This window comes from Streptomyces sp. NPDC029956 (assembly GCF_055574655.1).
The window spans coordinates 1-25,619 of record NZ_JBVHZJ010000089.1 but is presented as its reverse complement, the minus strand read 5'-3'; the positions used below and the strand labels follow the sequence as shown (position 1 = coordinate 25,619).

General features: G+C 70.4%; 15 protein-coding genes and 1 pseudogene. 4 read left to right on the top strand and 12 right to left on the bottom strand.

All coding sequences use genetic code 11. From position 1 onward, the window contains the following. Positions 1 to 147: 147 nt before the first annotated feature. The 4 genes from ACZ4XX_RS38310 to ACZ4XX_RS38295 form a co-directional block, all read right to left on the bottom strand. Complete coding sequence (locus ACZ4XX_RS38310; RefSeq protein ID WP_468512433.1) at positions 148 to 546, bottom strand: LppU/SCO3897 family protein; 399 nt, start codon at positions 544 to 546, stop codon at positions 148 to 150. A 121-nt stretch (positions 547 to 667) separates the two neighbouring features. After that, positions 668 to 2,335, bottom strand: coding sequence for a protein kinase domain-containing protein (locus ACZ4XX_RS38305; RefSeq protein ID WP_468512432.1), 1,668 nt, complete (start codon positions 2,333 to 2,335; stop codon positions 668 to 670). Further along, positions 2,332 to 3,018 (bottom strand): hypothetical protein, encoded by a 687-nt coding sequence (locus ACZ4XX_RS38300; protein ID WP_468512431.1) that lies wholly within the window; start codon positions 3,016 to 3,018, stop codon positions 2,332 to 2,334. The genes ACZ4XX_RS38305 and ACZ4XX_RS38300 overlap by 4 nt, the downstream gene beginning before the upstream one ends. A gap of 85 nt (positions 3,019 to 3,103) precedes the next feature. Further along, positions 3,104 to 5,161 carry an N-6 DNA methylase gene (locus ACZ4XX_RS38295; RefSeq protein WP_468512430.1) on the bottom strand — a complete coding sequence of 686 codons (2,058 nt, stop codon included), beginning with the start codon at positions 5,159 to 5,161 and terminating at the stop codon, positions 3,104 to 3,106. Positions 5,162 to 5,346: 185 nt separating this feature from the next. Here ACZ4XX_RS38295 and ACZ4XX_RS38290 point away from each other — a divergent pair, with 185 nt between their 5' ends. Further along, positions 5,347 to 6,039, top strand: a complete 693-nt coding sequence (locus tag ACZ4XX_RS38290; RefSeq protein WP_468512429.1) for a hypothetical protein — start codon at positions 5,347 to 5,349, stop codon at positions 6,037 to 6,039. A 131-nt stretch (positions 6,040 to 6,170) separates the two neighbouring features. Here ACZ4XX_RS38290 and ACZ4XX_RS38285 read toward each other — a convergent pair whose 3' ends face one another. From ACZ4XX_RS38285 to ACZ4XX_RS38255, 7 genes are all read right to left on the bottom strand, one after another. Then, positions 6,171 to 6,863, bottom strand: a complete 693-nt coding sequence (locus ACZ4XX_RS38285; RefSeq protein WP_468512428.1) for a hypothetical protein — start codon at positions 6,861 to 6,863, stop codon at positions 6,171 to 6,173. A 165-nt stretch (positions 6,864 to 7,028) separates the two neighbouring features. After that, on the bottom strand, positions 7,029 to 7,511 hold the full coding sequence (locus ACZ4XX_RS38280) for an SUKH-4 family immunity protein (protein WP_468512427.1): 483 nt from the start codon (positions 7,509 to 7,511) through the stop codon (positions 7,029 to 7,031). 83 nt (positions 7,512 to 7,594) lie between these two features. Continuing rightward, positions 7,595 to 18,274 (bottom strand): LamG-like jellyroll fold domain-containing protein, encoded by a 10,680-nt coding sequence (locus ACZ4XX_RS38275; protein ID WP_468512426.1) that lies wholly within the window; start codon positions 18,272 to 18,274, stop codon positions 7,595 to 7,597. A 270-nt stretch (positions 18,275 to 18,544) separates the two neighbouring features. Continuing rightward, positions 18,545 to 19,168 (bottom strand): BMP family ABC transporter substrate-binding protein, encoded by a 624-nt coding sequence (locus ACZ4XX_RS38270; protein WP_468512425.1) that lies wholly within the window; start codon positions 19,166 to 19,168, stop codon positions 18,545 to 18,547. Further along, positions 19,165 to 19,503 carry a hypothetical protein gene (locus ACZ4XX_RS38265; protein WP_468512424.1) on the bottom strand — a complete coding sequence of 113 codons (339 nt, stop codon included), beginning with the start codon at positions 19,501 to 19,503 and terminating at the stop codon, positions 19,165 to 19,167. Before ACZ4XX_RS38265 ends, ACZ4XX_RS38270 begins: the two co-directional genes overlap by 4 nt. A gap of 134 nt (positions 19,504 to 19,637) precedes the next feature. Next, on the bottom strand, positions 19,638 to 20,384 hold the full coding sequence (locus tag ACZ4XX_RS38260; RefSeq protein ID WP_468512423.1) for an N-acetyltransferase: 747 nt from the start codon (positions 20,382 to 20,384) through the stop codon (positions 19,638 to 19,640). A gap of 61 nt (positions 20,385 to 20,445) precedes the next feature. After that, the gene (locus ACZ4XX_RS38255; RefSeq protein WP_468512422.1) at positions 20,446 to 21,141 is read right to left on the bottom strand and encodes an HNH endonuclease family protein; all 696 of its coding nucleotides are present in this window, start codon (positions 21,139 to 21,141) and stop codon (positions 20,446 to 20,448) included. A 183-nt stretch (positions 21,142 to 21,324) separates the two neighbouring features. Here ACZ4XX_RS38255 and ACZ4XX_RS38250 point away from each other — a divergent pair, with 183 nt between their 5' ends. Next, a complete protein-coding gene (locus ACZ4XX_RS38250; protein ID WP_468512421.1) occupies positions 21,325 to 23,136 on the top strand; it encodes an endonuclease/exonuclease/phosphatase family protein in 1,812 nt (603 codons plus the stop codon). A 76-nt stretch (positions 23,137 to 23,212) separates the two neighbouring features. On the opposite strand, the gene ACZ4XX_RS38245 is transcribed toward ACZ4XX_RS38250, so the two are convergent. Then, positions 23,213 to 24,118, bottom strand: coding sequence for an SCO6745 family protein (locus tag ACZ4XX_RS38245; protein WP_468512420.1), 906 nt, complete (start codon positions 24,116 to 24,118; stop codon positions 23,213 to 23,215). A 71-nt stretch (positions 24,119 to 24,189) separates the two neighbouring features. On the opposite strand from ACZ4XX_RS38245, the gene ACZ4XX_RS38240 reads away from it, so the two are divergent. Both ACZ4XX_RS38240 and ACZ4XX_RS38235 read left to right on the top strand, forming a co-directional pair. Continuing rightward, positions 24,190 to 24,774 (top strand): TetR/AcrR family transcriptional regulator, encoded by a 585-nt coding sequence (locus ACZ4XX_RS38240; RefSeq protein WP_468512419.1) that lies wholly within the window; start codon positions 24,190 to 24,192, stop codon positions 24,772 to 24,774. A 95-nt stretch (positions 24,775 to 24,869) separates the two neighbouring features. Next, positions 24,870 to 25,619 (top strand): annotated as a pseudogene (locus ACZ4XX_RS38235) (SGNH/GDSL hydrolase family protein); the annotation flags it as partial.

The following is a 25,619-nucleotide window of genomic DNA, read 5'->3' as shown; positions in this document are numbered from 1 at the left end:
GCACCCGAGGGCCGGCGCCAGCCGGCGGACGGGGGCGGAGCGTTAGGACGTGAAGGTGGGGGGGTGGGGAGTAGGGGGTGGAGAACGGGAAGGGCCGGAACCCCCGCGGGGGTTCCGGCCCTTCCCGTACGCGCGGGGGCGCGCGGACTACTTCGCGGCGACCTCTTCCAGGCACAGCACGAACTTGTCCGACTCCAGCTGCTGCGCGAGCGCCGACAGCTCCGCGCCGCACTGGTTCACGTCGAAGGTGTCGTCGATGACCTTGACGACCTTGTACAGGTCGGCCTTGCCCGAGGAGCAGTCCGTGGTGTCGACCTTGGGGTCGTTGTCCGGGCCCGTCACGGTGACGCACTCGCCGGCCTTGGCGTGCACGGGGGCGTCGCCGGTGAGGTACGGAAGGCCGAGCTTCACGCCGAGGGCGAGGGCGATCGCGAGGACGACACCGCCGACCTTCTTGAGGATGCGGCTGCCCTTCTTCGCGGGGGCGGCGGGCTGCTCCGGAGCGGCGGGCTGCTCGGGGGTGAAGGGCGCGGGCGGCGTCGTCATGAGGGATTCCTTGGGGACGTGAACATGATCAGACGCGAACGCTACATGCATCAAAAAAGACAAAAAGGATCACGAAGATCCCTTGACCGATCAGTTGTGGAGTCGTGATTCTGCCGCTCCGTCAGGGGCGGGACCCCAGCTGACGCTGGTGCTCCAGCACCCGGCGCAAGTCGGCCGGAAGCGGGTGATACGGGCCGAACGCACGCTCCGCGTCGAACAGCAGCCGCTGGAGCTGGTCCTGTCCTGCCGCGTGCTCCCCCGTCGCCACGAGGAGCAGCGCGATCCGCTGCCGGATGTCGAAGGCACGGGCCTGATCGCCCTCGTAGTACGGCAGGACCGCGCGGAACTCGGTGAGCGCGGCGGCCGTCTCCCCCAGCTGCTCCAGGCACAGGGCGGCGTCATAACGGAATTGAAGAGTCTGCGGATCCGCCGGCCCGGCCTCCGCGTCGCGGTCCGCGGCGAGACGGCGCAGCTCGGGCAGCGCACGCCGGTACTGTCCGTCGTCCATCAGCGTGGACGCGTACTGCTTGCGCAGGATGCGGACGACCGGCGACCGCTCGCCGTGCTCGGCCGCGGCGGCGGGCAGGATCCCGCCGAGCATGTCGACGGCCCGGGTGAGCGCCCCCTCCCCCAGCAGCCGCTTGACCTCGTCGACCGCGGCGGCGACATCGGGGCGTGCGGGGGCGGCCGGGGGCACGTGCGCGACCGGGACCGGCGGCGGATACGAGGCCCTCGGGTCACTCCTGGGAGCGGCCACGGACGGGGTGACGGGCGAGGCCACGGACGGGGTCACGGGCGGGGTCACGGGCAGGGCCGGCGGCGGCGCCTGCGCCGGGACGGCCGGTGCGAGGGGCGCGACCGGAGCGGCCGTCGTCGCCGGGCGGTCCGGCCAGGGCGCGTGCGGGCGGAGGAACGGCCGGGTCGGGTCCATCGGCCCGGCCGGGACCCCGCGCGCGGGGAGCAGCGGCAGCAGCTCCTCGTACACCTCGTGCGCACCCGACGGCCGCTCCCGCGGGTCCTTGGCGAGCAGCCGGAGGACGAGCCCTTCGAGCGGCTCGGGCACCTCGGGCCGCAGCTGGCGGAGCGGCACGGGAGGCTCGTACAGGTGGCGGTGGAGGACACCGAGCGCGGTGGACCCGGCGAAGGGCACGTTCCCGCTGAGGAGTTCGTGCAGCAGCACACCGAGCGCGTACAGGTCGGTGGACGGGCCGACGGCGCCGCCCATGGCCTGCTCGGGTGCCATGTAGGCGGGGCTGCCGATCGGCGAACCGGTGTGGGTGAGGCGGGTGGTGTCGCTGTCGAGGACGGAGGCGACGCCGAGGTCGAGGACGATGACGGACCCGTCGGGGCGGACCATCACGTTCCGCGGCTTGAGGTCGCGGTGGACGATCGGCACCGCGTGGACGGCCGCGAGCACGGCGCACAGCTGCGCGGCGACGCTGACCGCCCACTCCCAGGGGTACGGGTCGTGCTCGGCGAGGTGGTCGGCGAGGTCGGCGCCCTCCACGTACTGCATGACGAGGTACAGGTCCTCGCCCTCGCTGCCCGCGTCGTGGACGGTGACGAGGCCGGGGTGGTCGACGTGCGCGGTCACCCGGCACTCGCGCACGAAGCGGCGGCGCAGCTCGTCGGCGGCGGTGGCCGGGCCCGTCATCGTGGCCGGCTTGAGCAGCTTCACCGCGACCCGGCGGTCGAGCCTGCGGTCGTACGCCGTCCAGACCTGGCCCATGCCGCCCTGCCCGATGACGGTGGCGAGCTCGTAACGCCCTCCGATCACGCGCCCGTTCACGCCCGACCGTCGCCTTCCCCGGCCTGCCGGAGCAGGTCGCTGAGCTCGTCGAGCTCGGCGCGGACCTGCTCGATGCGGGGCGGTCCGGAGGGACCGGTCGGGGCGGGGACGGACGGGGGCGGCGGGAGCTGTGCCGCCGGGAGCTGTGTCGCCGGGAGCGGGGTGGAGGCGTACGGGTTCGGGCTCGGGCTCGGCGTCGTGACGGCGGCGGGCGGGTAGCCGTATCCCGGGGTGGCGTACCCGGGCGTGGCGTACCCCGGCGGCGGTGTGCCGTACGCGTACGGCTGCGACGGGGGCAGCGACGGCGACGGAACCATGATCACGACCGGGGCCGGCTGGTGGTGCCGGATGTCGACCACCAGGAAGTAGCCGGTCACGACCGCCATCTGCACGAGCAGCACGATCATGCCGGCGGTGTTCATCCAGGTGCCGGCGAACCGCTGCTCCAGCGGCACCACACACCCGATGTTCAGCACCAACTGGGCCCAGAAGAGCGTCCAGTCACGCCCGGTGCGCCGCATGATCGCGATCCGGAGCATGGCGACCCACGCGAGGAAGCCGAGCGACAGGACCACCAGGACCGTGATGAGGACCCGGACGGCGATCGTGGCCGCCGACGGGCCGGCCGCACGCGGCGGTACGGGCGCGGGTGTGGCCGCGGGTGTGGGCACCTGACCGTACATACGACGCTCCCCCAGGACGGACGATCGGACGATCAGGCCTCGACGGTTGATCGGACCGAGTCGGACCAAGAGAGTATGACGGCCTTCACGCGGGCTCCACACTTCCGTCCGCGAGTCCGTCGTACAGCCCCTGGACCAGCTGCTCGCCGAGGCGGGCGGCGAGCCGCAGGGCCTCCTCGAACTCGGCGAGCGACTTGAAGTGGGCGCCGTGCCGGCGCTGGTCGGCCAGGGGCAGCCGGGGCAGCTGGAGACGGCGCACGTCGAGCCGGGTCGCGGTCGAGGCGAAGCTGCTGGCCTGCCGGTTGTTGGCGGTGCCGCGCAGGAATCCGGCGAGGAACCAGGGGTCGAGGGCGGCCGGTTCGGGCCGCAGGAGCTGGAGGTTGCGGCCGAGGGCCGCGCCCGCGGTGGCGGCGTCCACGACCCGGGCGACGGAGCCGCCGCCGAGGACGGGCACGACGACATCGCCCTCGGCGACGAGCACGGGCTCCTCGCGCTCCTCTCCCGGACCGCCCCCGGCGGGGAGGGTGCCGGAGGGCCCGCCGCCGGACAGCACGTCGTGCTCGGTGAGGACGGGCACGCCGCCGCCGGCGGGTGCCGTGCCCGAGCCGCCGGTACGGAGCTGGAGGGCTCCGGTGCGGGCGAGTTCGCCGACGGTGGTGAGGGGGCGCGGCGCGGGGCGGGCGGGGACGGGGGTGGGGGCGAGGCCCTGGGTGCGGCGGAGGGTCTCGTCCAGGCGGTCGCGGACGGCGGCGAGTTCGGGGGCGGTGCCGCCGGCGGCGGGCGCGGTGAGATAGCGCGCGGGGGCGAGGTCGACCTCGTCGTCGAGGAGTTCGATGACGGGGACGGCGCGGGCGACGGACTCCTCGCGGCCGCGGCCGGCCCAGGCGTCGAGGACCGTGTTCCGCAGGGTGGTCCAGGGGAGCTTGTCGCGGCCGGCGTCCGGGACGAGCCCGGCGGTGTCCACGAACAGGGTCTCGGCCGGCGGGCGTTCGCCGCCTCCCGGGCGGACGAGGACCCAGAGGTGGAGCGGGATGCCGTACGGGGGTGCGGCGCCGGCCGGGAGGGCGACGACGGCCCGGAGGGCGCCGCGGCGCAGCAGGTCGGCGCGGATGCGGCGGCCCGAGCGGCGGGAGGCGACGGCGGGCGGCATGAGGAGGACGGCGGCGCCGCCGTCGCGGAGCCGGGCGAGGGCGTGCTGCACCCAGGCCAGCTCGGACTCGGTGCGGGCCGGGAAGCCGTACTCCCAGCGGGGGTCGTAGGCGAGTTCGTCGTGGCCCCAGGTCCGCTCGTTGAACGGGGGGTGGCACAGGACCGCGTCGGCACTCAGGGTCGGGAAGGCGTCGGCGCGGAGGGTGTCGCCGGTGGCGGCGCGGACGTCGGCGTCGCCGTGGAGGGCGAGCCGGAGGGCCGAGAGGGCGGCCAGGTCGGGGTCGGCGTCCTGGGCGTAGAGCGCGGCGGGGTGCGGGACGGCGCGCAGCAGACCGCCGGTGCCGGAGGCCGGGTCGAGGACGGTGGCGAGGGGGCGACCGTCGGGGGCCGCGGCGGCGGCGAGGTCGGCCATGAGCTCGGCCAGCGGGGGCGGGGTGAGCGTGTACTGACGCGGGTTGGCATCGAGGTGGCGGCCGAGCAGGAACTCGAAGGCCTGACGGGCGCCGCCCAGCTCGCCTGCCAGCTCGACCGCGGCGCGGAACAGGGGCACGGCGGGGACCGTGTCGGCCGGGGTGGGGGTGTGAACAGACCTGGGCAGACCGAAGCGGGCGGTGAGGACCTCTTCGAAGACGCCGGGCAGGAGCTCGCCGAGACGGTCGTCGGGGAGCGCGGCCAGCTCGGTCCAGGCACCCGGGCGGGCGCGGAGGAGGAGCAGGACGCAGCCGGTGTGCACGAGACCGGCGACGGTGCCGGAGGGGTGGCCGGCGAGCTGCTGCCAGACGCGCTCACGGAGCGGCACTTCGGCGAGTTTTCCCTGGTCACGGAGCCACTGCTCGACGTCGGCGAGGGAGAAGGAAGGACTGGTCTCGGTGCCGCCGACGGGCTTGGGGAAGTCGGCGTGGCGCCGACGCCAGTTGCTGACGGCGGCCCTGCCGACCCCGGCGAGCCGGGCGATACCGGCGGCGGTGACCTCTGCCGTGCTCTCTTCGGGCACCTGTCCGTCTCCCCTCGTACGTGTGTGAACACACCGAGCATAGCGCTCGACCCGATTCACGGCGTGAGTCGACCCGAATCCCGTGAACCCTGTTGACTCGGTTCACAGTCTCTGTTGTGATTACTCCATCGGAACACGGAGTCCCGAAAGCGGAGTCCTCACAGCGCCCGGAAGGTGCCACAGCCATGTCTCAGCAGCAGCAGCGCAACTGGTTCGCCCGCCACAAGGTCCTCACCGCCGCCGGCGCGGTCGTCGCGGTCATCGCGATCGGTGCGGCGATGGGCGGGGGCGGCGACACCGAGTCCCCCAAGGCGGACGCGAAGCAGGAGCAGCCGGCGAAGCAGGGCGGCGACAAGAAGGCGCAGGACAAGCCGAAGGGCGCCACGATCGACGGCGACGGCGACTTCGAGGTCGGCTCCGACGCGAAGCCCGGCCTCTACCGCTCGACGGGCAACAAGGACGCCGGCTGCTACTGGGAGCGCGCGAAGGACGCCTCGGCCGACACGGACTCGATCCTCGCCAACGACAACGTGACGGGCACGAGCTACGTCGAGATCAAGGCGACGGACAAGCTCTTCAAGTCCTCGGGCTGCGGAACCTGGGAGGCCGTCGACGCGAAGGCGAAGGGCACGCCCGGGACGACCCTCAAGGGCGACGGCGGCATGTTCAAGGTGGGCGTCGACATCGCCCCGGGCACGTACAAGTCGACGGGAAACAAGGACGCGGAGTGCTACTGGGAGCGCGCGAAGGACGCGAGCCACGGCACGGACTCGATCCTGGCGAACGACAACGTGACGGGCACGGCGATCGTGAAGGTCGGCGCGTCGGACGGGTACTTCAAGTCGTCGGGGTGCGGGGACTGGAAGAAGACGGGCTGACCCCACCGGCCGCGACGCCGTGAAGACGAAGCGGCCCGCCTCGCGGAATTCGAGACGGGCCACCATCGTCGGCTCGGTCCGCCGGAGACGGGCGAGGCGTTGCTCATCACCCGCTCAGACGGAGAAGAGCCTCACCCTGACGGTGAAGCTTCAGGGGACAGACGGTCCCGGACCTTTCCGAGCTTGTGCTCGGCCACCTGGCCGCGGACCACGGACAGGAGCGACCCGCGGTCGCCGGCGCGTGCGGTGAGACCGTCGAGCCACGCCTCCGCGCCGGGCCAGTCGAACGGCATCGCCGACTTCGGCCAGGCTGCGGTGAGCTCCCGGGCGAGGAGCAACCCCTCCCCGGCCAGATCGTCCCGGCCGGCCGCCGCTGCGACGAGGACACTGTCCTCCATCTCCAGGACGGCGGCGCCGTGCCCCTTACCCAGGCGACCCCGCGCCTCGGCGTGGTACTCCCGCACGATCGCGTCGATCGACGGCACCTCGTCGAGCGGCAGCCGGCTCTGCTCTCGCAGAGCACTGGCCGCATGGGCGAAGTCCCTCTCGTGCCGCGCGAAGAGAACAGGGTCGGGCGTCCCGGAAGGACGGGCCAGACGCTGCCCCAGCATCAGGGACACCACTGGGAACTCCCTGGTCAGCGCGTGGACGTGCGCTGTCGGAAGGTACCCGTCGCCGCCGGTCGTGCGGTCGAGGCAGATGCCCTGCACGACCGGACCGATCCGCCGGAGCAGACGCAAGGACTTCCAGGTGTCGAACCCCGGAAACTCTGCGACCCACTCCTTGGTCACGCGCCCCGGGGTGGGTGCGCCTGCTGTGGTCATGGGTTCCCTCCCAGGACAGACCGACCAATGTCGCGGGTGGGTCAACGGCGCCGACAACGAACCACAGCCCTCTAGAGTTCGCCGAGATCGCCTAATCGGAGGCAGCATCGTCAGTTTTCGGATGAACCACCCAAGGGTGCGAGTTGAGCGACCCCGAGGAGAGTGCTACTCATCAACCGTATAGTCGCCGATCGCCACATCGAAGAGAATTGAACGCCAAAACTCTGGATCACCTTGCAGGGCGGATGGATCAATCTCCCCGAGCGACCTCCTCAGCAGGTCGGCAAGCTCTTCCAGCATTTCCGTATCATCTTCACCTGCAGATCGAGCGGTCTCACGCTCAAATACACTCAAGCATTCGGAAAACTTCTGCGGTGACGAATTCACAGAAAACAGAGACGGATCATCGCTGCCGCGGTAGAGAACCTCTCCGGTTCCACAGTCGACACAGTACGCGTCATCGCCATCCCCGCCAGATCCCAATTTCAGAAGGTCGCGACCTTCGATCTTTTCGAAGCCACCACCAGCAAATTCCGAAGCCGAAAAGAGGACGTGCTCGACAGGCAGTCCGACTGAAGAAAGGTAATCACGCGCAGCGGAGTTCCTCACGCATGCGACATATTCGATGGAATAGCGGTGGTCAGTCATCAGGACCCCTCTTCACTCTCATAGCTACACGGTTGGCCCGCCACCCGAACGAGTGGCGGGCCAACCGCAATACTGGACCTACCTTACCAGTTGCCCGATATGGCATCCCTGAACATCGAAGTCACCGCTTTCCCCTTGGCGGACCTTGCAGCAGCGCCCTGGGCTGAAGTGGTCCAACCCCAAGTCCAAGTCGTCGGTATGCCGGCCTCGGCCAACCTACTCCGACACTTATTCGTACCAGTACACGGCTGGAATTCCGAATAAGCTTCAGTGATCGAGTCCCCGTAATCTCGGAGCAGTTTACGCTCCGCGTGGTTGCCCGGACCCTTCGAGGAGAATGCGACCGCAATCTGGGAAGCTCCATTTGCGTCGGTATACCTGACCGCCGCAAAGTTGTTGGTCTTCCTCCCCGTTCTCAGCCGTTCCTGTATGACGGCCTGGCTGAGTTCATTGCCACCGTATTCCACCTGGTCGTTACAGTTGTGCACCAGCACCGCGGAAGTCGGATCGACCCCACTGGCGTCGGCCGCGACATCGGCCGCGGCAGTGACCGAGTCGCCCGCGAACACGAAGTACGTGTGCAGGCCCTCGATGCTCAGGTCGTACGTGGTCCTGTCGGCCTTGTACGACTTGACCTCGACGATCGCCGTCGGGCCGCCCTCGCCGTTCTGGAGCTTCTGGCCGACCTGGAGGTCGCCCGCCTGCGTCCAGGCGTTGCGGGTGGACTCGTAGAACTGGTGGTGCTCGGTGGTCTGGATCGTCTTCGGACCGGCCTCCGTCTTCACGGTGACGTCGACGTAGTCGCGGTCGGTCTTCGTGACGATGACCTGCTTGACCTCGTGGATCTCCCTGGTCTTCTTGCCGGGCTCGGCCGTGAGGACCTTGTCGCCCGCCTTGACCTTGGAGATCTCCTTGGTCGTGCCGTCCGCCAGCAGTACCGGCGTCTTGCCGGTGAAGCTGTGCGGGGTCTTGCCGCGTCGGACCGGGCAGCCGCCGCCGGAGCTGCCGCCAGGCGACTCCTTCGCCTTCGGGCCGTTGCCCTTGCCCTTGGCGCCGAACGCGCCGCCCATGACCGCGCCGATCGTCGCCGCCTTCGCGGCTCCGGCGACCGAGCAGCCCTCCTCGCTGTTCACACAGGAGGTGCCGTACTCGACCGCGCCCGTGAGTGCTTCCTCACCGGCGCTCTCCGCGACGTTCGTCGCGATCTTGCCGGCCGTGCCCGAGAGCAGCTTGCCCGCGGCGCTCGCCGCGAGGCGACCGCCGACGCCACCGGCGGCACCGGTCACGGCGCCGATGGCGACCGCGCCGAGGAATCCGCCGACCGACTTGGGACCGTCACTCATCGCGTAGCCGACGGCATTGCCCGCGGCGCCCGCGAGGGCGGCGCAGCCGATGGCTCCGACGCCGGCCGTGATCGCGGTGCAGCCCGCGAAGACGGCGATTCCGACGGCGACCGAAGCGATGGTGGAGGCGTGTTGCTTGACGAAGTTGGCTGTCGCCTTCGCCGCCTTCTTGACGGCTCTGCCGACCTTCTTGGCCGCCTTCACCACCTTCTTGGCGACGTGTTTGACGGCCTTGGCGACCTTGCGGACCGCCTTCTTCACATGCTTGACGACCTTGTGGGCCACACGTTTCACGGTCTTGTAGACCCGCTTGACGTATCTCTTGACCTTCCGGACGCTGTCGGCCACGTACCGGACGGCCTTTCTGACCGCCCGCTTGGCCCGCTTCACCACCTTCTTGACGGCCTTCTTGACGACCTTCGCGGCCTTCTTGACGACCTTGGCGACCTTCTTGACGGCCTTCTTGACGTGCTTGTAGGCCGACTTGACGGTCTTGGTGACCTTCTTCTTGACCTTCTTGACGATCTTGTCGGCCCAGCCCGGCCAGTGGCCGGTCGGGTCCATGCCCGTCATCGGGTTGCCGTCCGCGTACGCGTACCGGTTCGCCGAGATCGAGTTCGGGACCCCGCTGAGGGAGGCGGTGTCACGGCTGTTGAACTGGCCGGTCTCCGGCGAGTACCAGCGCGCGGCCATGTTGACCTTGGCCGTCTCCGGGTCGGTCCAGCCGGACTGGTAGCCCAGCCCGCCGAGCATCGTCGCGGACTGGACGACCTTGCCGAACGGCGAGTAGGTCGTCGATCCGGTCAGCGCCTCGCCCGTGGTGGTGAACTGCGCCACCACGTCCGTGTGCAGGTCCGTCAGGGCCAGCACCGAACCGGCACCGTTCTTCACGCCGACCACGGCGCCCCCGGCGTCGCGGCTGTAGGTCGACAGACCGTCCGAGGCCACCTCGTTGCCGTCGCCGCTGTACTGGAACGAGTAGAGCGCGGTGCCCGTCTCGTCCTTCGCGTTCAGGACACGGTCGAGACCGTCGTACGTGTAGGTGCGGTTGCCTTCCTGGATGACGCGGTTGAAGGCGTCCACCTTCATGTTCGTCACCCGGCTGGCCTCGTCCGTCACCGAGCTGAGCGTGCCCCGCGCGGTGTACGTGTAGGCGCTGTGGCCGTCCGACGTGAGCCGGTTCCGGGCGTCGTAGGTGTAGGTGTCACCACCCACCCGGGTCCGGTTGCCGGACGCGTCGTAGCCGTAGACCTCGTTCGTCGTCCCGTTGTTCCAGGACATGACGCGGTCGGCCCAGTCGTACGTGTACGTGTTGGCCGTCGAACCGGCGAGCCCCGTCGTCGTCTTCGACGTCAGGTTGTCGCTCGCGTCCCACCCGTAGGTGAAGGAGGCGAGCGTCTTGCCGGTCGGTGAGGTCAGCGAGTCGCTGGTCAGACGCTCCAGCTTGTCGTAGCCGAAGCTGCGCTTCGCCTTGCCCGTGCCGTAGTCGACCGACGTCACGTTGCTGTTGACGTCGTAGCCGTACGTCGCCGTCGACCCCGTCAGACCGTCGTTCGTCGTCTTCAGGCGGCCGGCGGTGTCGTAGCCGAAGGTCGACGTGCCCGAGGCGTCGGTGCGGGAGGTCATCCCGCCGTCGCCGTCGTACGCGAAGGACGAGGAGCCCGAGGGCCCGTTCGCGGTCAGGAGCAGACCCCGGTCGTCGTAGGAGAAGGTGTTCTTCTCCGCGCCGAGACCGGCGACGGCCGTGATCCGGTCGTCGGCGTCGTAGTCGTACGTGTGGTCGGCCGTGACGGCCTCCGCACCCGTACCCGACTGGCGGACCAGTCGGCTCTTCACGTCGTACTCGAAGGAGATGTTCACCGCGCCGGGAGAACGGGACTCCTTGATCCGGCCCCCACCGTCGTAGACGGCAGTGAACGTCCGGTCCGCGAGGTTCGGATGGGTCGGCGTCGACGGCTCGATCTGCGACTCCGGCAGACCCCAGGTGTTGTACGTCGTCAGGAACGGGTTGCCCCGTCCGTCCGTGAAGCGGGTCTGGTTGCCCGCCGCGTCGTACCCGTAGGTCGTGGTGATCGACTCGGTCGCGGAGACCGGCTCGACGACCTTCGTGATCAGACCCGAGGAGTCGTACGTGAAGGTCTTCGTGTGACCGCGGTGGTCGGTCGCCGAGACCATGTTGCCGCCCCGGTCGTAACCGGTGCTCGCCGTACGCAGCACGGCACCCGTCTCGTCCAGGTCGTCCGTCCTCACCAGCTGGCCGAAGCCGTCGTACGTGTTGCGGGTGCTGGTGCCGTCGGGCTCGGTGGCCGTGAGCGGCTGTCCGTCCATGTCGTAGGTGAAGCGCGAGACCTTGCCCGCGCCGTCGGTCACCTCGGTGACCTCACCCTCGGCGTTGTACTTGTACGACTCCGTGACGCCCTGCGGCGACACGATCCGGGACAGCTCGCCGCCCGGAGCGTTGTACTCGTTGATCGCCGTGTACGCCCGCTGCGTGGGCTGACGCACGATGTCCGTGCTGGTCAGCTCGCGGCCCAGGTAGTCGTACGTCATCTCCTGGCGGGCGCCGTTCGGCCGGGTGGCCGACAGCTGGTCGCCGTTGGTGGAGTACGTGTACTTCGTCGTACCGCCGCCCGGCTCGGTGACCGAGGCCAGGTCGCCCAGCTGCGTGTAGGTGTACGTGGTGCGGCCGCCGAGCGGGTCGACCTCCGCCGTCACCTGGCCGAGCTTGTTGTACTCGTTGTACGACGTGGCGCGGATCGGGGCCGACGCACCCGGCGCGAGGTACTCGGGAGACGTCGTGGACGCCTCCTGGCCCTCCGCGTCGTACGCCGTCGTCACCACGTTGCCGAGCGGGTCCGAGGACTCCGTCGCCTCGCCGAACGTGTTGTACCCGGTCATCGTGACGGGCCGGACGGAGACCGGGGTCCCGCCGTTCTGCTCCGTCGTGACGGCCGGCTCGGTGACCGAGGTCTGCTGGCCGAGCTCGTCGTAGCCGTAGTCCGTGACGTTGCCCGCGGTGTCCGTCTGGTTCACCGGCAGACCGCGCTGGTCCAGCTTCCACATGGTCGTGCGGACCGTGGAGCCCGCGGCCGGCAGGGTGCCGCCCTTGAGCGCCGTGACCTGTGCCGCGGTGAGCGCCTCGCCGTAGACCTGGACGTCGTCCAGGCCGCCGAGGTGGTTCTCCGCGTAGGCGCCCTTGTACCAGCGGCGTCCGAGCTGGAGCGGACCGGTGGCCTCCCACGGCGTGCCGAAGGTGGCCGGGGTGCCGCTCGCGACGCCGTTCACGTACAGCCGGATCTGGGAGCTCGCCTGGTCGTAGACGCCGACCAGGTGGGTCCAGGTGTTGGCCGTGACGGCGGCGGTGCCCGACGAGACCCGCACGATGGCCGGGTCGTAGGTGTCGGTGGCGTGCCGGTTGAAGGTCCAGCCGTAGGCCGTCGAGTAGTACAGCTGGAAGCCGGAGGCCTCCTTGCCGTCCTGCGCGAGGAAGGTCCGGTTGGCCGTCGTGCTGGTCAGCTTGACCCAGGCCGAGACCGTGAAGCTGCCGGCGGTGTTCACCACCGGGCCGTTGGTCTGCGCCCACGAGTTGGCGTCACCGTCGAAGGCGCCGTTGCCGCCCCGGTCGGTGTTCCAGTGCATGCCGGTGCCGTGGGTACCGGTGTTGTTGGCGCCGGAGGAGTCCGCGAGGCCGAAGCCCGTCGTCTCGTCCAGCTTGTAGCGGGCCACCGGGGCCGTGGTGCCGTCGTGGCTGGTGGTTCCGGTGATGTTGCCCAGGGCGTCGTACCGCGTGTCCGTGGTGGACACGTCACCCGTCGCCGGGTCGCGGTCCGTCTCCGACACCACGTTGTCGTCCGGGTCGTAGCTGGTCTGCGTGGTCCTGGCGAGCCCGTTGGGGTCGAGGATCTCGGAGACCGTACGGTCGGCCGCGTCCACCGTGAAGGTGGTGCGGGTCTGCCCGTCGTTGGTGACCTGCTCGATCAGGTTGCCCGCGGCGTCGTAGGTGTTCGCCTGCTCCGTGAAGGACTTGCCGGTCTGCGGGTCCTTGCGGACCACGGAGGCCGACAGGCCGTCGTCGGTGTAGGTGTACACCGTCTGCCAGCCCAGCGGGTCGGTGATCGAGGCGAGGCGGCCGGCCGGGTCGTAGGCCCGGGACTCCTGGACGAGCGTCGTCGGAGCCGTCGGGTTGTACGGGTCGCCCGTGTAGTCGAGCAGGCTGGTGGTGAGCGGGCGCTGTTCGGCGTCGAAGGTGTAGGTGTTGACGGTCCCCGCGGGGTCCGTCTCCTTCACCTTGTTGCCGTAGACGTCGTACTCGAACGACGTGGTGTCGCCGCCCGGGTCCGTCCTGGTCGCCAGCTGGTTGGTGGCGTCGTACGTCATCGACGTGACGCGCGCCGTGTCACCGCCGGTGAGGTCCTGGACCGTCTGGGACAGGACGTTGCCGTCGGGGTCGTAGCCCGTGGTCGTCTTCGCCTGGTGCTTGGCTCCGGTGACCCGGTTGGTGACGGCCGGGGTCGTCTCGGTGAGGACCTGGTCGTTCTTGTCGTACGTCTGCGACGTGACCAGACCGCCCGGGTTCGCGTCCGAGACCTCCTTCTTGGAGATCTCGCGGCCCAGCTTGTCGTACGTGTACTCCACCGTGGCACCGTTGGCGTCGGTGATCTTCGCCAGGTCGCCGTTGGCGAAGTAGGTGTACGTCGTCTTCCGGCCGCCCGGCGTCACGACCTGCGACACGAGACCCGCCGGCGTGACCGCCGTGCCGCCCTCCGCCGCCGGGGTGGTGGCGGTGGTGTACGTGGTCGAGGCGGTCCGGCCGTTCGGGTGACCGGCCACGGGGGGCGTGGTCACCGACAGCAGGTTGCCGCCCGCGTCGTAGGAGTAGCTCGTGAGGTAGGCGTTGTCCGCCGGACCGGACGAGCGCCCGTCCCGCTCCGTCAGGATCAGGTCGTTGCGGAGGTCCATCGGCGGGAAGGCCGTGGTCGAGTCCGGGTAGAAGGTGTAGTACTCGGTCGAGCACTTGTTCGCGGCCGTGTTCTGGCAGGTGGTCTGGGAGACCGTGTTGCCGCGCACGTCGTGGCCGGTGATGGAGCGGTTGCCGTTGGCGTCCGTGATGGTGTGGAGGAAGCCGCCGGTGTCGTACCCGTAGGTGGTGCGGTCGCCCTCGGTGTCGATCGCGGCGAGCAGGCGGTTGCCCATCTCGGCGTCGTACACGTAGGTGAGGGTCTTGTCCTTCGGGTCGGTCAGCTTGACCGTCTTGACGGGGGCGATGCCGGAGGACGCCTTGTAGGCCGACCAGTGCGTCGCCACATCGGCGTCGGTCAGGCCCTTGGAGTGGACCGCGACCTCCGCGATGGAGCCGGTGAAGTAGCTGACGTCACCCGGGGAGCTGAACCAGCCCTTGCCGAAGCCGGCACCGATGAAGGTGCGGCTGGTGGCCTGGTCGTTGGCGGCCGCGGCGCAGCTGCCCTGCTTGACGCCGTCCAGGTAGAGCGTCTGCGTGGTTCCGGCCGAGGCCAGCACGGCGTGGTGCCACTTGTCGTCGGTGACGGTGGCCGTCGAGCCGAGCGTCGAGGCGGCGTTGCAGGCGCTGGCCCACCAGTGGCCGCGCAGCTTGCCGTCGGCGCCGACGTACAGCAGGTCGCTGTAGCTGCCTGCGGCCCCACCGGCGTTGTCGAGCGGAAGGCTCTGGTCGCTCATGATCACGCCGGGCTCGGCGGTCTTGAACCACAGCTCCACGGAACGGTCCGGCTTGGCGTGCAGCGGGCCGAACGGCACCTCCACGAAGGAGGTCGAGCCGTCGAACGTCGCCGCGCTCGCGTCACCCGGACCGAAGGGGCCCTCGGCGCCCTGGATGACGTTGTTGTACGTGCCGAAGCCGGTGTTCACCTGGTTCGCGGCCTGCGCCGCTCCCTGGGTGTCGTCCATGCGCCAGTAGCCGGCCGGGGCGGAGCCCATGACGGCGGAGCGGTAGACCTGGGACGAGCCGGTGATGGTCGGCGGGTTGAGCTTCCAGGTGCCGCCGTTGCCGTCGGTGGCCTGGAGGACGCGGTCGTCGGTGGTGTCGTAGACGACCGACGCCTGGGTCTTCAGGCCGGGCGTGGTGATCTTCTGCAGCAGACCGGCCGGCCGGATGGCGGAGTCGTACTGGGTCTTGATCACGTCGGCCGACAGCGGCTCGGAGAAGATCGCGACCTCGGCCAGCTGGCCGTTGAAGTGACCGAGCTTGTCGTTGGCGTTCATCGCCGGCCAGCCCATGGTGTTCACACCGGCGCCGAGGGAGATGTACGGCTGCACCCAGTCGTTGATGGTGCCGCTGAGCGAACCGACCGCCGCACCGTCCAGGTACAGGGTCTGGCTGTTGGCGACACCGGTCAGGACGGCGTTGTGCCACTTGCCGTCGGTGACGACCGGAGTGGACGTGATCGTCGTCATGCAGCCCGGCGACATCGCCAGGCAGCCGCGCAGCTTGCCGTCGGTGCCCACGTACACCGCGGGGGTGTTCTTCGTGGTGTTGGCCACCGGGTCGGGGTCGCTGAGGGGCTTGTCGCCGTAGTAGAAGAGCACGCCTCCGGCGGTGCTCGTCTTGAACCACAGCGAGACGGAGGTGTACGAGGGCGTGGCGCCCGGCGCGGCCGGCATCTCGACGTACGAGGTGGTGCCGTTGAAGGTGGCCGCCTTCTGGGTGGAGCCCGCGAGGGGACCCGTCCCGCCCAGCGTCACGTTCTTGTACGTGCCGTTGTACTGGCCCTGGTTGGCGTCGAGGGCGTCCTTGGCGACCGTGCCCGAGGTCTCGCCGAGCCGCCAGTAGGCGAACGGGTCGGCGTCGAGGACCGTGGTGCGGTAGTGGTTGCCGGTGGTGTAGGTGTACGTCGTGCACTTGGACCAGTCGGCGGGCGGGCACACCTTGCTGAGCTGGTCACCGGTGTAGGTGTACTGCCAGGTCTGGACCGAGTTCGCGTCGCCGGCCGTGGCCTGGTCGGTGTAGACGGTCTGGACGTGCCAGGCGGTGGCCGAGGCCGGCTGGTACCAGGTCAGGCCCAGGTTCCGCTTGGAGACCTCGTTCGTGATCTTCGTGAGGCGCTTGTTGGCGTCGTACGTGAAGGTCTCGGTGCGGCCCGCGTAGTCCTTGATGGTCTTCAGCGCGTAGGTGCCGACCTTCGCGGTCGCCTGGGTGAAGGCGTATTCCGTGAAGTCCTTGTCCGTGAGCGCGTAGCCGCCGGTGACGGCCGCGAGGCGCGCGTAGCGGCCCAACGGGGGCACGAAGGTGCCGTCCGAGTTCCGGCCGAAGGCGACCTGCTCACCACCGGGGTAGGTGATGATCACGCTGGTGAGGGCGCCTGCGCCGTCCTTGACCTCGACGGCCTTCATGTCGACGATCGTCGACCAGCCGGCGCCGAAGGCGGAGTCGACGCGGGGGTCGAGGCTGTTGTAGGAGCGCTCGATCTCCAGCGACGGGCCGATCACCGACACCTGGGCGTCGGTGTCCTCGGTCGTGTAGTTGCCGTCCGAGGGGTCGAACTCGTGCCCGTCGGTGTTCATCGACAGACCCGAGGTGACCGGCGGCTGCGGCACTGCCGTGGTGAAGCGGCTGCCCTCCACGACGGCCGAGGTGCCGTCGCTGGCCTCCACGTACCAGTCGTAGTTCTTCGACCACTTCAGCTTGCCCGCCGGGACCTTCCAGCTGCCCTTGGTGACGGCGCCGGAGGTGGCGATCAGGGCGGGGGTTCCGGTGGCGTCGCCGTCGTAGACCTCGAAGGTGTACGACAGCGGGCTCGGACCCTTGTCGGCGTCGCTCGCGTAGACGAGCAGCTCCGGCTGGAGGGTGTTGGCCTGGAAGTTGGCCGGCGGGTACTGGGCGTTGATCTGCGGCGCGGTGTTGGCCGTGTACGTCAGATCGAGGGCCGGGCGGAAGCCGGCGGTCGCCGAGTTGTCCGAGTGGAACTTCTTCCAGTGCAGCATGTCGTTGGTCGGTGCGGTCAGCGCCAGACCGTAGTTCGCGGCTCCGCCGGCGACGTTGTTGAACCACGTCGTGTTGAGGGAGACCGGCATCTTCACGCCGACCGACGCCGAGTTCGCCGAGTTGGAGCAGGAGGCTCCGGGGGCGGGGGTGGCCGATCCCATGGCCGCGCCGAAGCTCGGACCGGGGTAGCTGGTCACGCCGGACGGGGTCCAGGTCTGGGTGATCGGGTGCACCGAGAACGACTGGGCGGCGCAGGTCGAGGACCAGAGCGCGTACACGTTCAGGGTGGCGGCGGTGACCCGCTTGCCCGCGAGCGTGGTGCCCAGCGAGGAGAACTGCAGGAACGAGTTCGTCTTGTTCGTTCCCGAGTCGTACGAGCCGACCTTGATCTGCGTCTCGGTGGAGTGGTCACCACCGATGGTGTTCTGCGAGTACGTCGAGTTCGACGCGGTCACCGTCGGGTCGACGGTCACCGGGTAGACCCGGGCCGGGTCGTCCAGCCAGGCGCGGTCCGCGGTCATCCGCAGCGCCTGCTCGCCGTCGACCGTGACCAGCTCGTAGGTCACGGCCCGCGACCGGGCGGGGTCGCCCGAACGCGGGTCGATCTCGGAGTCCTCCATGAACGCGTGCGGGATGGTCGCGGTGACCTTCCCGTTCGCATCGGTGAACTCCACGTCGCCGTCGGCCGCTACACGGGGCGTCAGGCCCTTCACCGCGAGCGGGAACGTCCAGGAGTTGGCCGCCTGCGGCGAGCGCAGGACGACGTTCTCCTTGAAGCCCTCCGCGAGCGGAACGAGCTGCACGTCCGTCTCGGGCAGCACGCCCGTGTAGGTGACGGTGCCGTTCGCCGCGACCGTGGGCTCCGCCTTCGCGGCGCCCTTCAGCGCGTACGCGAGCGAGCGCCCGGCGCCGAAGTCGACGGAGGCGAGGGCCTTGTCGGCGGCGGTCGGCGCGAACTCGACGTCGAGGGAGTTGGCCGTCTGCTGGAGACGGCCGTCCTTGTCCTCGGTCAGGCTGGTGTCGATGGCCTTCCACGAGCCGTCCGCGGCCTTGAAGTTGGCGCGGCCGGGGAAGTGGCGGACGGTGGTGGAGCCGTCGGCGTTGACGTAGTAGTCGGACGTCGCCGTCGACTTCTTCGCGTCGCGCTTGCTGGTGCGGGCGTCGAAGCTCTTGGCGTCGCCCGGCGCCCTGCCGGTGCGGACCTCGGCGGGGTCGTCGGTCTCCCGCGCGAACAGCGGGAGTTCGCCCTTGCCCTTGCCGGGCTTGCGACCGGCCTTGCCCTCGAGGCTCGTGGCGTCCGAGGAGGCGTGATGGCTCTTGCCTCGGGCCGTGCCGCCCTGCTGGTCAGGGGTGTCGAGAGGGTTCTCGCTCACCCACTTCCACAGCCCGGAGAGGGAGAGCCTGGGCATCTTCACCGGTTCGAGCGTGACGCCTGCGGCGAGCGCCGACTCGGTGGTGAGCATCAGGAACAGTGAGATGAGTACGGAAAGAGCCGTAGCCCTCAGCCTGCGTCTTCCGGTGCGACCCGGTGGGAACAGGCGAGGGCTACGGACCCGGCGTATACGCATGGGCCAGCCTTTACTAACGCGATACTTACAAAGCCTCGCGAGCCTGCCCGATGACGGATCACCAGTTCACACCAGGGTGCCGAACTTTACCTTCGCTTTACTCGCGGGGAGGAACCCTTCCGGACATCTCCACCCGAGGCCCCGCAACGGCGGCCCTCGGGTCCATCAGCCCTCGCGGACCAGCCGCTTCACCGTCGCCGTGATGTCGTCCTTCAGGGACGCCCCGGGCGCCACCCGCACCAGGTTGTCGTGGGCCGCGCCGCCCGCCTCACTGACCGTCACGAACCGGACCTTCGGGTTCTTCTCCACCGCCGCCTCGGCGGCCGCCACCTGCGGGGCGCCCGAGGCCACGACGATCTCGCAGTCGCGCTGCACCAGACCGTTGAGGAACGGGCGGGCGTTCTCCGCAGACTTCTCGCCCATCACCGGGACGAACGTCACGCGGATGCGCTTGTCCAGGGACGCCGCCTGCATCCCCTCCCAGACGGGGGCCGCCGGCGCACCGGTCACGATGCCCCGCTCGTCGGTCAGCAGGCAGGCGTCGTAGTCCTGATAGGCGCGGGCCCGGGTGTCGGGCGGGGTGCCCGGCCGGTCCGACCCGGCGAACAGCGAGGCACCGACGAGACCGAGGACCAGGACCAGGACCGAGCCGACGGCCCAGCCGACCCGGCCGCGAAGCGCCCCTGCACCGGCGGCCAGCAGTCCGGGGATCCGGGCCGCCCCGGACTCGGCCGCCTCCCTCCTGGCCGCCTCCCGCTCGGTGGCGCGCCAGGCGCGACGGGTCTTCATCGGCCGGCCTCCCCGACGGTGAGGCAGTGCGCCGTCGCACCCAGGCTGGTGGCCGCGAGCAGCAACACGTCGAGGAGGTACGCGAAGCCGTGGGTCGCCACGGGGGTCAGCGCGATCTGGAAGCACCAGCCGACCGAGGCCGCCGTGAACAGGAGCGCGGCGAGCAGGTCGTTCCGCGTCCCGCGCCGCAGGGCGAGCGTGAGCGAGGGGACGAACCCGAGGACGCCGAGGCTCAGCAGCGGTACCAGCGCGAGCCCGACCCGGGCCGGCCGGCCCGGCAACTCCTTGGGGCGCGGGGACTCCGCACCCTTCTCCAAGCTGACGGCCTGGTTCACGATTCGCGGGACCTCTCACGGAGGCGCACACCGGGGTCGGGGCGCACGGGTGTACGACAGGGGACGCCGTACGGTACATCCCCCGCCGCGAAGATCACCTCCGGGGTCCGCTCCCCGGTGCCGCCCCGAACACCTCAGATACGGTGCCGCACCCACACATTGGGCTCGACGTAGACCGCGTATCCGCGCGAGGCGACGCAGTGGACGGGGACGAGCGCGCCCTCGACCTCGACCGGTCCGTCGGTGTCGAAGGGGAGACCGGTCCAGGCGCGCCACTGCTCGACGGAGCCGGAGACGGTCATCGAGGCCGGGGCCACCGCCTCGATGACACCGCCCGCGCGCACATGGACGCGCAGCCACGCGTCCTGCGGCAGGCCGTCGGCCTCCCTCGTACGGAAGGCGTACTCGTGGATGGAGGCTGCGGCCTCCAGGTGCTTGCCGTTGGGCCGGACCGGGGCGACGACCTCGGAGAATCCGCGCCGGGCGGCGTTGTCCCGCATCGCGGCCAGCATCCGGTGCGAGAGTCCCCGACCCAGGGCGCTCGTGTCGACCGTGATCTCGATGGCGCTGACGGTGTCGGCCTCCCGGCCGTGCTTCAGGTCGGAGAACGCCCAGAGCAGCACCTCGTCCCAGCCGCGCGCGGGCAGTTCGCGGCGCCCGTCGACGTCGAGACGGAAGGGAACGCTGAAGCCACGGGCGACGACCTTGCCCTCGGCGTCGGTGGCGACGAGCACGTACTCCGGCAGCTCACGCACGATTCGCCCGATGTTCGCCCAGCCCACCGGGTCGTACATCATGAACTCGGGCCAGAGGTCGCGCATGCCCCACATCGGCCCTTCCAGTTCGGGGCGCTCGGCAAGGGTCGATATGTTCAGGTCCATGCGGGCAGACTAAAGATCATCTCCGGCCTGCACCAACAGATTTTCCCTTGCGCGGGGAGCATCACGGAAGTTTCTGCTTCGGGCAGCCTACGAGGACCCGCCTCATCGCGTCCCGCTCGCCGTTCGTCACCCACACCCCGTACTTCTTCTTCACCGCGACCTGCCGGGCCACATACGTGCAGCGGTACGCCTTGTTCGGCGGCAGCCAGGTCGCCGCGTCACCGTCGGACTTGCGCCGGTTGGTGGAGGCGTCGACGGCGAGCAGGTTGAGCGGGTCGTTGGCGAACCGGCGCCGGGTCTCCGCGTCCCACTTCCCCGCACCCTTCTGCCAGGCGTCGGAGAGCGCGACGACATGGTCGATGTCGACCTTGCTGCGCCCGCGGACGAAGCGGACGGTGGTCCCGGTGTACGGGTCGTCGGTGAGCGTGCCGGAGGCGACCTTGCAGCGGCCGTCGGTGAACCGGACGCCGGTCAGGTCGCGCTTGAGTATGTCGTCCCGGGTCCCGCAGCCGTTGCCGTCGACGTCCACCCAGGCGCGCCCGAACTTCTCCCGCTCGTACCCGGTCTTCGGCGCCCGCCCCTTCACGGCGAGCGTCTCGACGGCGGCGAGAGCGGTCCCGCGCGCGGCCGGCCTGCCGCCCGCGCCGCCGTCGGACCCCGGGCCGTCGACGCCGGGTGAGCAGGCGGTGGCGACGAGCACGGCGACGGCGAGCGCCGAGGCGGCCCGGGCTGATCGAAACGTCCGTTCTGTGAGCATCCGGAGATTCTAGGCCGGTGACGCGTGCCGGAACCCGGACAGCCCCACCCCCCGATCAACCAGAACAAGCGTTCGGCTAACGTTCACCCCTTCTATGACACTCCCTCAGGAGGGGTTCCTTTGCGAAGATTCCCACTGTTCCGCGCCTTGCTGGCCACTGTGGCCTTCATATGCGCGGCAACCATGGTGTCGGCGCCTCAGGCGCTGGCCGACACGGTGTCCTACGCGACCGCGCCGCCCATCAGGACCTTCACGTACAACATCTGCGGCAGCAGCGGGACCGAGGGCTGCAACGCCACGAAGGAGGAGGACGACGCCCGTCACAAGACCATCGTCGACGAGACGGCGGGCGGCGTCTGGAACGCCGACTACATCTTCCTCGTAGAGGTCTGCAGCTACCAGTTCAACCGGATGGACGCGAGCCTCAAGCCCCGCGGCTACACCGGCCGGTACGTCGAGACCGTCCCCTCCGGCAGCCTCTACGACGCGACCGGCAGGCCGCTCTGCGTCGACTCGTCCGGGAGCGGCACCCCGCGCAGCTACGGAATGGCCGTGTTCGTCCGAGGCTCCTTCGTCGAGTCCACGGTTCTCACCCTGGACACGAAGGCCGCGATCCAGCAGTCCGTTCCGGGCGCCTCGGGCGAGGACATCAAGTCCCCCTGCATCAAGTCCTGGGTGCAGAACCGCGCGACGTGGGCCTGCTCCGTACACCTGTGGTGGGGCGCCCCGAACGTCCCCGCCGACCCCGGCGCGGGCGCCACAGCCGCGGAGATCGCCGCGTACAAGGACAAGCTGGCACGGCACGAGGTGATGACCAGGGAGGCCGACGCCCTGGTCCGCAAGGCCAAGGAGTGGGAGCAGGATGGCATCCCCGTCATCCTCAGCGGCGACTTCAACTCCTCCCCCTGGGGTGACGTCCTCAACCGCTTCTACGAGCCGGCCACGGGCGACGGCGCGTACGGCACGTTCATCGAGGCCGACGAGACCGACTTCGACGACGTCAGCACGTACGGCAACTGCCAGGCCACGGGGCTGACGCGCTGCCGGGTCGGCGAGCTGACGATGTACGACAAGACGCACCAGAACCACGTGCAGAAGCTCGACTACACCTTCTTCAGCGCCCAGTTCTTCCGCGGCGTGGTCGGTGACGTGCCCGCCGAGCCGAAGACGACCACCGGCAAGTGGATCTCCGACCACCTGCCGCTCCGCGGCGCGGGCTACTGGAAGGACTGCGGCACCTACGGCACCACCCCTGGCGCCGTGTACCGGCGGGACGCGGCCGGCGGTCTCTACCGCTACGAGGGCCGCGCCGCCGGTGACACCGCCGCCCTCGCCAAGCCGTGCAAGGTCGGCTTCGGCTGGGGCGTGATGAAGGAGGTCGCCCGCCAGGGAACGACCCTCGCCGCCGTCGACACGGCCGGTGTCCTGTGGCACTACCCGCTCAGCCCCGTGGACGGTACGTACTCCGGTGGCACCCGCCGCCAGGCCGGCACCGGCTTCCTGAACGACGACGCACTCCTCGCCCCCGGCGACTTCGACGGGGACGGCACCGCCGACCTGATCACCCGTGACACGGCGGGCAAGCTCTGGCTCCACAAGGGGACCGGTGCGGACAGCTACGCCCCACGGACGCAGATCGTCGACACCAGCGGCGCCTGGGCCGACTACACGTCCGTGGTCGCGACGGACTTCGCCGACACGGTGAACGCGCCCGGTACGGCCGATCTCGTCGCCATCGACAAGGCCGGCGATCTCTGGATCCAGGAGGGGAAGGGCGACGGAACCCTCGGAGAGCGCAGGAAGATCGGCAACGGCTGGCAGGTCTACGCCGACGCCCTCGCTGCTCCCGGCGATCTGAACGGCGACCTGAAGGCCGACCTGATCGGCCGCGAGGACGGCGGTGCCCTCTACTTCTACAAGGGTGACGGCACCGGCGGCTACGCCGCGAAGAGGCAGATCGGTACGGGCTTCCCCGCCGGAGAGATGCTCTTCTGACGCTCCCCAGGGAGACGGGCCGGGCCCGGGGGACGCACACGCGACCCCCGGGCCTTTCGCGTCCCCTCCCGGCCGTTCACACCTTGCCGATGCCCAGGGTGTTCTCGGAGGGCAGCAGGCCCGAGCCGATCGCCGCCAGCCAAGGGCCGCCGAGCAGTTCCGCGAGGCGGGCGGTGCCGTCCGGGCCGAGGGTGGCCCAGGGGGCGGCGGCGAGTTCGTCCGTGCGCCGCTCGACCTCGGCGCGCAGGGTGCGGCCCGCCTCGGTGGCGCCCCCGTCGGCGGTCAGAAGGCCGCGGGCGGTGAGGCGGGTGCGCGCCGCCGCCCACTCCTGGCCGCTCCAGCCGCGGCTTTCGAACACGGGCTCCGGCGCGGCACCGATCGCCGCGAAGGAGACGAGCGATTCGACCGGGTCGAGCCCCGCGTCGACGAGGGCGCCCAGGTGACCGTCGCCCCGGTGTTCGCGCAGGATCGTCGCGGACTGCCAGAGGACCAGGTGCGGGGCGTCGGGCCGGGGCAGGGCGGCGTTGGCGGCGGCGAGCGGGCGGGAGACGGCGGGCCCGGAGGCCGCCGTCGCACCGTCGGCGGCAGTACGGGCGAGGGCGGCGGCCTCGGCGAGTTCCGGGCTCGCGAGGAGCTCCTCGCCCAGGACCGCCCGGTAGGTGCGGTCGACGGCACGGAGCCGGGCGGCGAGGACATCGGCCGGGGCGGCGGTCTCCCAGGCGGCGGGGACGTACCGGGCGATCATCGCGGGGCTGAAGCTGTAGAAGGTGTCCGCCACCCGGTCCGGGCCCACGGGGCCGAGGGGTGCGGCACGCCAGGCGAAGTAGGCGGGCCAGCGCTCGGAGGTGTCGTAGCCGAGGACGGCGGCCTCGTCGCAGGCCTCGGGGGCGTAGTAGAGCAGGGCGTGCAGGGGTTCGAGCAGGTGCCACATCTGACGTACGCGTGCGGTTTCCACAGCGGGCTCCTCTTCGCTCAGCAGCATCTAGTCACTGACTAGACAGTGCTCCACGCCTCCGAACTTGTCAATGACTAGATGACGGCTAGGCTTCTCCCATGACGCGTACGAGCCGGAGTTCCTACCACCACGGCGGCCTGCGGCAGGCCGTCCTCGACGCCGCCCTCGAGGTCATCACCGCCGAGGGCCCCGGTGCACTCAGCCTGCGCGACCTCGCGCGCCGCGCGGGCGTCTCGCACGCCGCGCCCGCCCACCACTTCAAGGACCGCACCGGGCTCCTCACCGCCCTCGCGACCGACGGGTACGGACTCCTCGCCGAGGCCCTCGCCGCCGCGCCCGAGCTGCGCGAACGCGGGGTTCGGTACGTGCGGTTCGCGGTCGGGCACCCCGCCCACTTCCAGGTCATGTTCCAGCCGGACCTGCTGCGCACCGACGACCCGGACCTGCTCGCCGCCAAGGAACGGGCCTCCGCCGAACTCCGCGCGGGCGTCGCCGACCTGGCGGACGTCCCCGATGCCCGTACGGCGGGCATCGCGGCCTGGTCGCTGGCCCACGGTTTCGCGACGCTGCTCCTCACCCACAACGTGACGGGGGCACTGGGCGACCGCGACCCCGAGGAGTACTTCCGCACCCTCACCGGCCTGCTCTTCACCGGCCGACTCCCGCCGGGGGAGAAGCCGTAGGGAAGCCGGAGGAAGGGCCGGAGGGAAGCCCGAGCAGGGGCCGGGGAACGGAGCCCGCGGGAATAGCCCGCGTCGGTCAGCGATTGACGGACGACATGAGACCCACGAACACCCTCCGTCGCACCGCCATAGCCCTGCTCACCACGGCGACCATCGCCTTAGCACCCACCGCCCTCGCCGCCCCCGACCACGCGGCATCGGGATCGCCCTGGCGCGGCGCCTGGGCCGCCTCCCCGCAGGAGCCGAGTGCGCCGCTCGGACCCAACTGGTCGGAGCAGGGCTTCGACAACCACACCGTGCGGCAGGTCGTCCGCGTCACGGCCTCCGGTACGCGGGCCCGGATCGAGCTGAGCAACCGTTACGGCACCACTCCGCTCCGCATCACCGGCGCGACCGTCGCCCGTACGGCCGAGGGCGGCGCCGTACGCGCCGGTTCGGTCCGCACCCTCCGCTTCGACGGGCGGGCGTCCACCACCGTCCCGGCCGGCGGCACGCTCCTCAGCGACGGCGCGCCGTTCCCGGTCAAGGCCTTCGAATCCCTGACCGTCACCCTGTACCTGGCGGGCGAGACCGGCCCGGCCACCTTCCACCAGTTCGCCGGCGCAACCGCCTACCGGGCCGCCGGCGACCACCGCGCGGACCTGTCCGGCGCGGCCTTCACGGAGACGAACACGTCCTCGTACTACCTGTCGGGCGTCGAGGTCACCGGCGGCCGTGACACCGGCCGCCGCGACGGCATCGGGGGCCTTGTGGCCCCCACCCCCCCCCGCATTGGGGCCTCCCACCGCCCACGCACACACCACACAACCCGAAGTGCCCAACGCATCTGTGCTTCGGGGGGGCCC